Annotated in this window: 7 protein-coding genes; 5 read left to right on the top strand and 2 right to left on the bottom strand. The window is 63.9% G+C overall.

Going from position 1 to position 12,386, the window contains the following annotated elements:
• Window positions 1-60: 60 nt before the first annotated feature.
• Window positions 61-1,440: an MFS transporter gene (locus ACFVTD_RS15275; protein ID WP_387564508.1), complete on the bottom strand. Its 1,380-nt coding sequence runs from the start codon at window positions 1,438-1,440 to the stop codon at window positions 61-63.
• Between the two features lie 1,354 nt (window positions 1,441-2,794).
• Between ACFVTD_RS15275 and ACFVTD_RS15270 the strand changes: the two genes are divergently transcribed.
• The 4 genes from ACFVTD_RS15270 (at window position 2,795) to ACFVTD_RS15255 (ending at window position 10,111) form a co-directional block, all read left to right on the top strand.
• Complete coding sequence (locus ACFVTD_RS15270) at window positions 2,795-5,695, top strand: alkaline phosphatase family protein (protein WP_387564506.1); 2,901 nt, start codon at window positions 2,795-2,797, stop codon at window positions 5,693-5,695.
• A gap of 461 nt (window positions 5,696-6,156) precedes the next feature.
• A complete protein-coding gene (locus ACFVTD_RS15265) occupies window positions 6,157-6,303 on the top strand; it encodes a hypothetical protein (protein ID WP_387564504.1) in 147 nt (48 codons plus the stop codon).
• Between the two features lie 595 nt (window positions 6,304-6,898).
• Window positions 6,899-8,587: a phosphodiester glycosidase family protein gene (locus tag ACFVTD_RS15260; protein ID WP_387564502.1), complete on the top strand. Its 1,689-nt coding sequence runs from the start codon at window positions 6,899-6,901 to the stop codon at window positions 8,585-8,587.
• A 348-nt stretch (window positions 8,588-8,935) separates the two neighbouring features.
• The gene (locus ACFVTD_RS15255; RefSeq protein ID WP_387564500.1) at window positions 8,936-10,111 is read left to right on the top strand and encodes a serine hydrolase domain-containing protein; all 1,176 of its coding nucleotides are present in this window, start codon (window positions 8,936-8,938) and stop codon (window positions 10,109-10,111) included.
• A gap of 886 nt (window positions 10,112-10,997) precedes the next feature.
• On the opposite strand, the gene ACFVTD_RS15250 is transcribed toward ACFVTD_RS15255, so the two are convergent.
• Window positions 10,998-11,135 carry a hypothetical protein gene (locus tag ACFVTD_RS15250; protein ID WP_387564498.1) on the bottom strand — a complete coding sequence of 46 codons (138 nt, stop codon included), beginning with the start codon at window positions 11,133-11,135 and terminating at the stop codon, window positions 10,998-11,000.
• A 306-nt stretch (window positions 11,136-11,441) separates the two neighbouring features.
• Here ACFVTD_RS15250 and ACFVTD_RS15245 point away from each other — a divergent pair, with 306 nt between their 5' ends.
• The gene (locus ACFVTD_RS15245) at window positions 11,442-12,335 is read left to right on the top strand and encodes a phosphotransferase family protein (protein ID WP_387564497.1); all 894 of its coding nucleotides are present in this window, start codon (window positions 11,442-11,444) and stop codon (window positions 12,333-12,335) included.
• Window positions 12,336-12,386: the final 51 nt, after the last annotated feature.

Raw genomic sequence — 12,386 nt, 5'->3', positions numbered from 1 at the left:
CTGCCACACATAAAGACGGGCTCCCGACACTGCGTCGGGAGCCCGTTTTCACGTCGGGGGTCAGTCCATCATGGCGCCAACGTTGCGCACCGGCGGCGCGGTGTGGTCCTGCACCACCTGGAAGTTCCCCGAATCCTGCAATGGCATGCCCAGCAGTTCGGTGGGGGTTCTGGACGTCTCACGCATTCCCATCACGGCGACAGCGGCAATGCCGGCTGCGACCGTGCCGAAGATCGCTACCGGCAGCCATCCGGACGGCACCGGTACCAGGAGCATCGCAGCGACCATCGGGGCGAAGCCTGCCAGCAGATTGCCCAGCTGGTTGCTGACGGCCATGCCGGAGAAGCGGACCGGTGCCGGGAACTGCTCAGCGAAGAACGAGGTCCATACGCCGTTGTAGCAGCTGAAGAACAGCGTCATGTTGAGGAAGGCAAAGATGGCAATCAGGAGGACGTCCGTCGTCGAAATGGCCCACAGGTACCCGAAAAGAGTTAGGGCGCAGCCAACGGACGAAATCAGCATGGTCCGCTTCCTGCCGATGATGTCGGAAAGATAGCCGGCGGCCGGCAGGGTAATGATGGAGAGTGCGATGGCACCGGAAATGATTCCGAGCATGGCGCTGCGGTCCACCCCCGCAGAGGTGGCGTAGGACAGGCTGAACACGGCGAACAGCGTCTGCATCGCGGCCATGAGTGATGCCCCGGCAACACAGACCACGCTGCGCCAGTGGTGCTTGAACACATCACCCACCGGCAGCTTCCGCACCGCGCTGTCGTCCTTGGTTTCGGCAAAGACCGGCGTCTCCTCCAGGTGGCTGCGGACGTAGTACGCGATGATGACGACGACGGCGCTGAGCCAGAAGGGCACGCGCCAGCCCCAGCCGTAAAGGTGCTCGGCGGGAAGAAGCGCGACGGGAAGGAAGACGATGGTTGCCAGCGAGCAGCCGACGGCGTACCCCACCATCACGAAGCTGGTGAAGAAGCCGCGCCGCCCGGCCGGCGAATGCTCCACGGTCAGGGTGGAGGCTCCCGCAGATTCGGCCCCGGCCGAGAAGCCTTGGGCCACGCGGAGGACCACCAGCAACGCCGGAGCCAGCAGCCCCACCTGGTTGTACGTGGGAAGGCATCCGATGGCGAAGGAGGAGACGCCCATCAGGACCACGGTGGCGAGCATGACCCGTTTGCGCCCCAGACGGTCGCCAAAGTGGCCCATCACCACGGCCCCCACAGGCCGGGCAACATAGCCGACGGCGAACGTGGCGAACGACCCGATCAGGGCCACAGCCGGGTCCCCAGCTGGAAAGAACAGGACATTGAAGACGAGGGCGGCTGCCGCGCCGTAGACGAAAAAGTCGTAGTACTCCAGGGCGCTGCCAAGGAGCGCGGCAATCGCCGCGCGGCGGGGCGTCATCGCGGGCGGCGACGTCTTGGTGCTTGTCATATGTTTCTCCTTTGAAACAGCTCTTTCAGTGACTTACGTAGGGATGCCGACCGCTCGGCCGGGATTCCAAGGACAGCGAGCCGAAGTTTCCATGCGTGTGATGACGATCACGGCTTCCATATCAACGCTAGAGGCGGCTCACAGCCCGCGGTGTTCCAATGTGAAACAGCTGCGGTTTGCCGGCAGAATGGGGCTAACCGGCCGGACAGCAGGCATACCAGGTTGCGACGACCCAATTCTCGGAGTTCCAAGCTGTGTAGCATGGCCGCCAGCGTTTCGTTGCCGTTAGACGCGACTTCAGGCAATACGAGCGCCGAGCAACCCTGACAGGCCGGGCCTGGAGCGGGTGGATGAGGGGGCCCGAAACCCCACTGCGGCGGCACAGGGCCTCCCTTACTTACAGACCGAGAGCAACCTGGGGGGTTTGCGTTTGATCGAGCACGGCCTTGCGGGCGGATGTCACCAAGGTCGGTGCGTATTCGGACATCTCTAGAAGTTGCGGGGCGGAAGCTTGGAGCCCTCGACATGTGTTGCGCACTCTGATGTGTTTATGAAAGGGCGCCACAATCGGACCACGTGTGGACACTGTCCACGCCCTCTTTAGCAGGACAAAGAGCCGTTCCTAGCTCTCGCAGGCGAGCCGAAGATCCAACTCCCGGAACTCCCCATGGCGAGATCGCCGACATCATGTCGTTCCTCCCCCGGCACGTGAATAGGTGAAGGCCAATGCCGGCCCACCTAACAGAACCGGAACGAGGAAACACAAAACGCCCAATCCAGCAGGCGGAGTGCCCACCGGCCAGGGCACAGCCCCGCCACCCCACACACCTGCACAGGCTCCGCGGCAGCCAGGCTGGCGCTGCAGAACCAACTCTGCCCTCTTCAACAGAAGCGCAGACTCGTGTGGTCACAATAGACACCCCCTCACCAGGAGCGACCAACGCGAGGGCCGCCAGGGTTTCCTGGCACTGATGAACAGTCTCGACTGGCCAAGCCTCCGGAATACCGTCGAGCTGCTCGCCGGCGAGTCCACCCCGAGCCACGGGAGCGGAAGTCGGCCAAGGTCCAGCCGTTGTCGATTACACTTCCAGCACCCTTGCGTCACGCCGGCGTTGACGCAGCAGCCGCCGACACCAACCTAGGTGCAACGTCACAGTTGGCCGGGGATACACAGAAGCCTCGCCCCGACAACAAGACGCGGCCCACGTGGCGTCCCCGGCTACAGAGTTTCCCAGGTCATCTTGGACACGCTGGTGGTCTGATCAATCCGGGTATTAACTAAGGTGCCTGATGGTTGCCTGGAATAACAGTTATCGTCATTTGGAATTAATACACGGCACGTAGGTTCGCTTGCGTGAAAAGACCCACAGAGTCCGCCCGTACACCCACCACTGAACAAGAGTCCCACGTCTCCAGCCTGCAAAAGCTGTCAGCCTTCGCACGAGGCCGCAAACCGCTTGCCATCGTGGCGGCCAGCTGCACCCTCGCCGTTCTGGGCGGCGCCGGTATCGCAGCCGCCTCCACTATCCCCTTCGGCCAGCAGCAGGTCGGCTCCGAGGATGATAAGGGCGAGCAGATCTCCTCGAACCAGGAGATCAAGCCCATCGGCGAGCGCCTGATGACACCCTTCGGAAAGATCATGGGCTCGACCGTCAGCCCGGACGGCCGCTACCTCGTCGGGACGAGCACTGACCGTTCCGTGGACCTACAGGTCTTCGACCTCACCACCTACAAGCCCGTAGCCGCCGCCGGCACCCAAGCTGCCACCGCATTTGCCACCGCCGCGTCCAACGCCGGGTACGCGGACATGGCCTACCAGCACATCACGGACGGATCCGTGGGCCAGGATGGGCCGGTCTTTTCGCCCAACGGCAAATTCCTCTACGAACCTGTCGCGACCGGGATTGTCCGCTACCCGTTCAACCCGGACGGCTCGCTGGGCGCCGGTACGAAGATCAACATCCCCAACGCCGGTGACAAGCAGGCCCTAACCGCCGGCATGGCATTCTCTCCCGACGGCTCGACGCTCTACGCCGCCGTGAACGGCCAAAACACCGTCGTCGCGATCGACCCCGTCGCCGGCACGATCAAGCAGACCTTCGGCACGGGTATCGCCCCGCGCCAGCTGAAATTCGTTGGCACCCGGCTCTACGTCTCCAACGAAGGAGGCCGCCCGGCCCTCCCGGGGGAGCCGACCATGAACTCCTACGGCACAGACGTCCCGTCAGACACCAACCTGGGGACCTCCACAACGGGAACGGTCAGCGTCGTCGACACGGCCAACGCCTCGGCGCCGGTTGCTTCGATCGACGTCCAGCTGCATCCGACCGCGATGTTCCTCGACGGCGCCACGCTGTACGTTGCGAACACCAACAGCGACACCGTCTCCGTGGTGGACACGGCCAGCAACAAAGTCCTCCAGACCATCGCCACACAGCCCTGGGCCTCTTCCCAGGTGGGCTACGAGCCCACCGCGATCACCATGCAGGGCGACCACCTCCTGGTCTCGCTCGGCCGGGCCAACGCGGTCGCGGTCTACAGGGTCAACAAGCAGGACCCGAAGGACCCAGCACGTTACATCGGCCTGCTGCCCACGGACTACTACCCGGGCAACGTCACCGCGGTCAGCGGCAAGATCGTGGTCACCAACGTCCGCGGCGTCGACGCGCGCGGACCCGAGGTGACCATCAACGAGGGCCCGAACACCACGGCTGCGACCGGGCACGGCACGCACTCCACCACGGCCTCGCTTACCAAATTCACCCTGCCCAGCGATGAAGAGATCCAGAAGAACACCGAAACCGTCTTCGAACAGAACGGTTGGGACGGCAGCTCGGTCAAGGAAGCGACGGCTGCTGAGGCCGCCAAGATCCCGGCAGTCGCCGTGCCGAAGCGGATCGGGGATTCGTCGACTATCAAGCATGTGTTCCTGATCGTCAAGGAAAACCGCACCTACGACCAGGTGTACGGCGACATGAAGCAGGGCAACGGCGATGCCTCCCTGGCACAGTTCGGCGCGAAGGTCACCCCGAACCAGCACGCTCTTGCCACCCAGTTCGGTCTCTACGACAACACCTACGACATCGGCACCAACTCCGCCGAGGGCCACAACTGGATGATGCAGGGCGACGACCCGGCCTACACCGAGACCAGCGCAGGTGAGTACAAACGCTCCTACGACACCGAGGACGACGTCCTGGGCCACCAGCGCTCCGGCTTCCTCTGGACCGCGATCAAGGACGCAGGCAAAACCGCCAGGAACTACGGCGAGTTCGACTCCGAGGAAGGCAAGCCCGCCGGCGCGACCTGGCAGCAGTACTACTGCGCCGCATCCAGCACCATGGCCGGCGGTGACCCGGCCCAGCTCTTCACCCCCGCGCTGCAGATGCACGCCAGCTCGGCCATCCCATCCCTGAACGAGATCACGGACCCTAACGCGGCACCCTTCGACACTTCGGTGCCGGACATCTACCGCTATGCAACCTGGAAGCAGGACTTCGAGAAGAACGGCCCCAAGAACTTCCAGATGACCTGGCTCTCCAGCGACCACACCGGCGGGACAGCCGACCCCGAAGCCCAGGTCGCCGACAACGACCTGGCCGTGGGCAAGATCGTGGACGAGATCTCGCACTCGCAGTACTGGAAGGACTCGGCGATCTTCATCGCCGAGGACGACAGTCAGAACGGCACCGACCACGTCGACGGCCACCGTGCCCCGGTCCAGGTCATCAGCCCCTACGCTGTGCACGGCAAAACGGTCAGTACTTTCTACTCCCAGATCAACATGGTCCGGACTATCCAGCAGATCCTGGGTACCCAGCCGCTGAACCAGAAGGTCGCCGCGGCCACCCCCATGTTCGATGCCTTCACCAACAAGCCCGACCTGACACCGTACTCTGCGGTCCCGAACCAGGTCCCGCTCACCGAGGGTGTCAAAACCGCACCCGCCTGCGGTCCCGACACCCTGGGCCAGACCGGAGCCGATGCCGCCGCGGTAAACGACGCCGCGGCCAAAGCCACCGCCGTCCCGGCCCCGATGAAGGACACCGCCGAAAAGTGGGACGACTGGTCCGAGAATCAGCACCTGACAGGTAACGGTGCGAAGGAAGACTACGCGGACCCCAACCTGTTCAACCGCTGGACCTGGTACCAGGCCCACAACTGGGCAACCCCCTACCCTGGAGATGAGAAGATCTACGGACCCGACGACGTCCCGGGTATCCCCGCCGGATCGACCAACCACGAGGACGGCTGACCATGCTCCTGACCGCCGGTCGGCCCACGGCCCTCCCGTGCGAAGCCTGAACAGCGACTAGGACGTGCTGAGAGGGTCCCGGCTCCACGTTGAGCTGGGACCTTTTCTATGTCCCACGGACTGCTACCCGAATACTTCAATGCCCTCAGAGGCCCAGAATCACTACCATATGGGGCGGCGACGGAACGCCGCACCGCAACTTGTCACAGCATGATTGGAGCGATCCGAGGATGGTGGGGATACCGACCCGCTCCGTCGGCAGGAGGCGTGGGTTTCGGCATGAGACTCCCTCAGCTTTCCAGCGATGTCTTGGCCGATCAGCTCGTGGATGTCGCGGAATTCACGCATGCGCACTGGTTCTTCGGCAATCTACTTGAAGTCCTCGTCAAGGTTCCCCCACAGACTGGCCGCAGCTGAGACGAGCGGTTCCCCGGTCCTTTTCGGGGCTCAGCCAACCTGGCATGAGCCGAAGCGAATCACTGGTGATGCTCACGGCCTTCCTGGGAGTTACCGTCCTGGGCGTCCTCCCGGGCATCGTTGTCGCCGTCGATCTCGCAATCCGGGCTTCCTGCGGCGGCCTTGGGACCCGTACCGTACCGAACTCGTAGACGTCCACGGAATCCCCGGCTACCACGATGCGAGCCACCATCCGGAGGGCGACCGCATCCCCGGGCTGCTGATCCTGCGCCTCGACACACCGCTGTTCCGGCAACGGCGCCCTCCTGGGAACGTTCGTGCGGGACACGTTGGACGCAGCACCGCCAGGCACCGAACGCGTGGTGCTGGCAGCCGAAACCGTAACCGGAATCGACACCATGGCGTTCGACGGAATTGGTGCAGCTGGACGAATACCCCACAGGGAGCCAGGCGGTGCGCTCCTTCCAACGGAAACGCTGAGCCGAAGCGGACGACAGCCTTCCCGACCGCCAACACCGTGCCCTGGGCACAGTTCACACCTGCCGGCCAGGCCATGGCTTCGGGAAGAAACTGCACCAGCAGCATCGCCAAGGACCTCCGCCGAGGCAATTGCCGTGCCCACGCGAGGTCACCTTCTGCGGTTCGAACTCCGCTCAGCCGTCGGCCGCCCATCCCGAACATGGTGTGCATGAGGAGCCTCTGTTCACTATGCCGCCACATCCGGTTAATTACCGCTTAGTAACTTGAGAGCTCCTGTTGAGACCCCAACCTTAAGAGGCCCCCACAATGAGCTCCACAGCAACCCGCTCCCTCACAATGACGGCGGGGCGTCACCGCCGTGCGGTTATCACCGCACTGGCCGTGTCCCTCCCCTTCGCTTTCCTCACCCCGGCAGGCCCGTCCTCCGCAGCGCCCACAGCGCCCGCACCCGATCAGCAGGCCGCAGCGTCAACGACCGGTCATCTCGATCTCGGAGCGGCAGATCAGCCCGAGACGCGGAACGTGACAACACTGGCCCCGGGCCTGACCCGGACCACCATCACCCGTGGCACTCCCAACCAGGACTTCTTCTGGACTGCCGAAGTCGCGGTCCCGTCAACCTCCCCGGACCCGGACGCCCCGGCCTCAGCGCTGTCCACCCAGGCGCAGGCCCAGAAGGTCGCCGACAAGCTCAACGCCGCGGGCCTCATCGCCCGGGTCGAGCACGTCCAGTCACCCCAGCTCGCCGACGCCGGCGGGGACCTCGGCTACCGGGTCCGTGTCGGCCAGTTCGGGACCAAGGCCGACGGCACCGGCACCGTCGATCAGATCAAGGCTGCCGGTTACAAGGCCTCGGTGATTTACACCGGCTGGGACGGCGACGCCGGCACCAGCGAGGACGACCGCGGACCCTGGAACCTGCAGGTGCTGACGATTGACCCGAAAGAATTCAAGGGCGACCTCACCGCCTCGTTCGGCCCCAACCTCGAAAACCGCGAAACCACAAGCCAACTGTCCGCCGCCACCGGCGCCCTGGCCGCGGTGAACGGCGGGTTCTTCACCATGGACCCGGCAGCAGGCGCTCCCGGCGACCCCGCCGGCGCCGCCGTCCACGACGGCAAGGTCATCAGCGAACCCGTCGGCGACCGGCCCTCACTGGTCCTGGACAAGAACGGCACCTCCATCCAGCGGCTGCACTGGCACGGCGCCGTCTCCGCGCCGGGCGCCCCCGAACTCCCGCTGGACGGCGTCGACCGGGTCCCCGGGCTGATCCGCAACTGTGGCGGCACCAATGACACCCCAACCAACCTGCCCCTGCACGACTTCACCTGCACAGACGCGAACGAGATCGTCTCCTTCACCCCCGAATACGGCCCCGCCACCCCGGCCGGCCCCGGACTCGAAGTCGTCCTTGACGCCCAGGGAACCGTCACCGCCGTCAACCACACCCGAGGCACCGCGGTGCCCGCCGGCGGGCAAACAGTGCAGGCAATCGGCACCGACGTCGACAAGCTCGCCGCCCTCGCCGTACGGGGCAAGAAGCTGAAGGTCGACACGGATCTACTCACCGAGAACGGCAAGACCCTGACGACCACCCCGACGACAGACGTCGTCAACGGCGGCCCGACCCTGGTCCAGAATGGCCAGCTGGACGTCACGGCCAAGCGCGACGGCATGGTCCGGACCAATGACAGCAACAGCTTCTTCTACGGCTGGGTCCACAAGCGCAACCCCCGCACCTTCGCCGGCGTGGACGCCCAGGGCCGCACCCTGGTCGTCACCGCCGACGGCCGCCAAACCACATCCCTGGGCCTAAGCCTGAACGAAGAAGCCCACGTGGCAAAGTCCCTCGGCATGGTCAATGCCATGAACCTGGACGGCGGCGGATCAACCACCATGGTCCAGGGTGGCCAGGTGGTGAACTCCCCCTCGGACGTCACGGGCGAACGCCCCGTCGGGGACGCCCTCCTGCTCCTGCCCGGCCGCAAGACGTAGGCAGGAACCGGGGGCGGCGGAAAGGCGTGCTCAGGGAACGGAGCGCGCCTTTCCGTGTCTTTGGGCAGCCACTTGTCAACGAGCTTCTTGCCGCACTTCGTCGTTGAAGCTGGGCTAAGGGGACACTCGCGACCATTTTCGGCTGGCGGCAGGGACGGCCGCGGCGGGCGCGAACAGCCGACCGAGCGCTGCTGGGTAAGTAGGGGCTGGCACTGTCCAAGCCTTCCCGGCCACGAGGGCCAGTCATAAAATTGCGGGGCTGGGCGACGGTGCCATCACAGGTCTGGCCGGGCCCGGTGCCGAAGGCGGCCCCTGACCTCTAACCTCGTCCCGAATCGGATGCGGAAAATGCGCACGAAGAATCACGTTTGGACGCCGCCGGCCCTCGGCCTGGCCCTCGTTCTATCCGGCTGCACCTATTCCCCTGATGAGCCAAAGCCCTCGTCAAGCTCACCCAGTCCCTTCGCTCCCCTGGAAAATCAGATCCAGCTGTTCATGGACGAGGGCGCGGTGGCCACCGTCGTACAGGTCCGCTGGCCCGAGGGCGAGTGGTCCAGGGCCTACGGCGTGCGTGACCTCGAATCCAAGGCCCCGGCACAGCCCACAGATCGGGCCGAGGTCGCCAGCGTCACCAAAACGATGACAGCCGTAACCGTGCTGAAACTCGTGGACGACCACCTCATCGGCCTCGACGATCCCGTCAACGACATCATTCCCGGGTTCACATCCGCGCTCAAACCCCCGGGCCCCATCACCGCGAGGCAACTGCTCAGCCACACATCGGGGATCCCCGAGGTCAACGATGCCCTGCCCAAGGATGTCGACTTCCGCCCCGTGCTCTCACAGACACTCACCATGGAACGGGGCCTGGAACTGGCAGGCACCCTCCCCTGGGCCCCGGCCAGTGTCGGAACCTTCAAGTATTCGAACACCAACTACCTCGCCCTTGGTCTCCTCGTCCAGACACTGCGGCACAAGCCCTTCGTCCAGGTCATGCAGGAGGAGGTCTTTGACCCCCTCGGTCTGAAGCACACCAGCCTTGACCATCTCGACCCTCACGAGAACGGGCTACTGCACGGTTACGTAACCCTCCGCGGAGAACGCATCGACACCACAGACAACACCTTCACTGTCGGCAACCCGGCTGGTGGCGCGGTATCGACCATGGAAGACCTGAACCTCCTCCTGGCCGGCATCTTCCAGGGGCGGGCCGTCTCTCCGACCTCGCTAAAGGAGATGAAAACCAGCCCCGGCTTTGGCCCGTACGGGCTGGGCGTCTGGGAGCACGCGGACGGATGCTCGAAAGAGTCAAGACACGAGGGCCTGGGCTCGTTCGATGACTACCAGACGGTAGCAGTGAGCAGCGCAGACGGCCTCTACCAGGCAGCAATGACAGTCACAACTCCACCAATGCCCACCGAATTCGAGGATCCTTCCACTGCGAACAAGCGTGATCTCCTCAACGGCCAAATCGAGTCAACGCTCAACGAGACCCTCGACCGGCTCTGCACACCCGCCAACTAAAGACCGTCCAAGCCCCGCTGACGCAGCCTGCGCCATCCTCCATAGCATTGGAAGAGCCCCGGGACGCCAAGATGCAGACCTTGTCTATCGGATCCGACGAGGTCCAGCTACCGATATTGAGGAAACTTTTTTGGATTGTCGACGGACAGCAGGTCGTGGTGGAAAGCGATGTCTGGGATGCTGGAGCCAGGTCACGATCCTTCAGGAATCTCTGCTGATGCATCATGGCTGCCAACGATCTATTCAAGCGTTTCAGGAACATAATTGAAGTGGGCTGGGATACACATTCTCGAAGAGGAGCGGTCATGATCCAGGCCCTGCTGTGCAGGCTCAATATTGGGCACCATTGGCTGGCAGAAACCGACTCCGATGGAGGGTTCCGTCGGCGCTGTACTAAGTGCGGAAGGTATGACCAGAACGCCAAATGGTCGGGGCACCTGTCGGCGCACGACCGCCCAGGCAATAAATGGGGGCCGGTTCCCGATTAGATGAGCAGGCTGCGGCACTGGCCGGCCCACTAATCCAAGGATCCCTGGCAGCGCCGGGGCGTGTTCTGCCGGTAAGACAGGCTGACGCCACGCCATCGACTGGTCGATTTGGATGGTTGCGTGCACCTCTCCGCGCGGAACGGGCTTCCACACATCCAGCTTCCTCGATGACTGTGTTCTGGTGGCGGTGGACGAAGAAGCCCTTCGGCCATGATTGTCCTCTCCTGAAAATGCGCAAGCGAGCACTACAAGCGCCGGCACTGCCCTTGCCAGATGTCCCACAGGTAGCCGAACGTCCATCTCACCGTCATGTGCGCCTGGTAGCCTCCGGTCCTGGATGAGCTGATCACAGACCGGACCCTGGCCGCTCCTGCCAGGGACTTGGCTGGCCGGGTAGGTTACGACCCCTTTTCCTCGGCGTCCCTGTTCCGATTCCTACGCTGGGTGTGAAGACCGTCGTCCCGGACAAAGGCGAGCGCGTCCAGGTCAAGTGGCGGGAGGACTTCGATGCCGTTGATGAATGCTTCAAATTCCATCTCCGGCATCCCCGCCGTTGCGCCAGTAATACAGCCAGAGCTCCGTGAGCGAAAGGTCGTCTTGCTCTAGAAGTACCCTTGCCAAACGTCTGGGTCCATATTTAGATGCTGGAATCGACGGTGAACGACCTCAAGAGGCCTTGGCCCCTATATGCCCACCCACGAAGGTCGGCGAAAGGTCAAGTGTCGGCTCCCTGAAGCAGCCCGGGGAGTGTCCGGCTCCAAGCCAGTTCGATGCATCGATGAACCGCCGGCTCCTAGGATTAAAGGGTGGACCTTTCGCATTTGGGCGCTCCGATCGGACCGATGACTCGCATCCACGGCGGGTTCGCCAACCGGATGTACAGGCTCGACACGGATCAGGGATCGTTTGCGGTGAAGGAGTTGAACCTTGACGACCGCCGCATGACCTATCCGGTCCAGGACGTGTTCACTTTTGAGCGGGCGGCCTTCGTTGCCGGCATTCCAATGCCAGAGCCGATCTCGGCCAGCCACGGGACGCTCGTTCACCGATGGGTCGAGGGCGAGAAGGTGCCCGAAGCGCCAGTGTCAGCGGCGTACGCCTTTGAGATAGGTGAGATCCTAGCGCGCATCCATACACTCCACAGCGGCTGGAACCCTCCGCCGATCCAGGACCACATGCCAAGGAACTGGTCCGTGCTGGCCCGGCAGGCGAAGGCAACCGGACAGCCCTGGGCCGACGAGCTCGCCTCCCACGTCGAGACCTTCCTCACGATCACCAACTTCGTTAACACCAGCGGACGGCCGGGCCCCGTCGTGCTGACCCACAGGGACATTCAACCCTGGAACCTGCTCGTTCAAGAGGGCCGGCCGGTGGTGCTCGACTGGGAGCTCTCGGGGATGCTCGACCTATCCAGTGAGCTTGGCTCGACCGCACTGTGCCTCGCCAAAGGACCTGGCCTTGACGACATCAAGCCCGCAATTTTCCGGTCGGTTCTCGACGGCTACGTCGCGGGCAGCGGAGCGCTGCCGCCGCCAGGTCCACACTGGTTTGCATACATGATCAGCGCGTGGCTGGCGCACACGAGATGGAACATCCTCAGATGTCTCGCCGGTGTGGAGACGACCACTGGCCCTGGCCTCGCGCTATCGCACGAAGCCGTACGCAACGGGATACGCGGCCTTCCCGACCTGTTCGAGCGGCTTCCCGAGCTCGAGGCGTTACTCCTGCAAGATTGACCTGCATTATTGCCTGTGCCGGCTACAGGAAGTCTGCCGATCTCACGTCGG

Origin of the sequence: Pseudarthrobacter sp. NPDC058119 (genome assembly GCF_042884655.1) — a bacterium.
Classification (GTDB): domain Bacteria; phylum Actinomycetota; class Actinomycetes; order Actinomycetales; family Micrococcaceae; genus Arthrobacter.
The sequence above is the reverse complement of the archived record's forward strand: the minus strand, read 5'-3'. Positions and strand labels throughout refer to the sequence as shown.

Coding starts and splice junctions, on each gene's coding strand:
- ACFVTD_RS15245 (WP_387564497.1), top strand. CDS start 11,442: ATGACTCGCATCCACGGCGGGTTCGCCAACCGGATGTACAGGCTCGAC.
- ACFVTD_RS15275 (WP_387564508.1), bottom strand. CDS start 1,440: ATGACAAGCACCAAGACGTCGCCGCCCGCGATGACGCCCCGCCGCGCG.
- ACFVTD_RS15255 (WP_387564500.1), top strand. CDS start 8,936: ATGCGCACGAAGAATCACGTTTGGACGCCGCCGGCCCTCGGCCTGGCC.
- ACFVTD_RS15265 (WP_387564504.1), top strand. CDS start 6,157: ATGAGCCGAAGCGAATCACTGGTGATGCTCACGGCCTTCCTGGGAGTT.
- ACFVTD_RS15250 (WP_387564498.1), bottom strand. CDS start 11,135: ATGGAATTTGAAGCATTCATCAACGGCATCGAAGTCCTCCCGCCACTT.
- ACFVTD_RS15260 (WP_387564502.1), top strand. CDS start 6,899: ATGAGCTCCACAGCAACCCGCTCCCTCACAATGACGGCGGGGCGTCAC.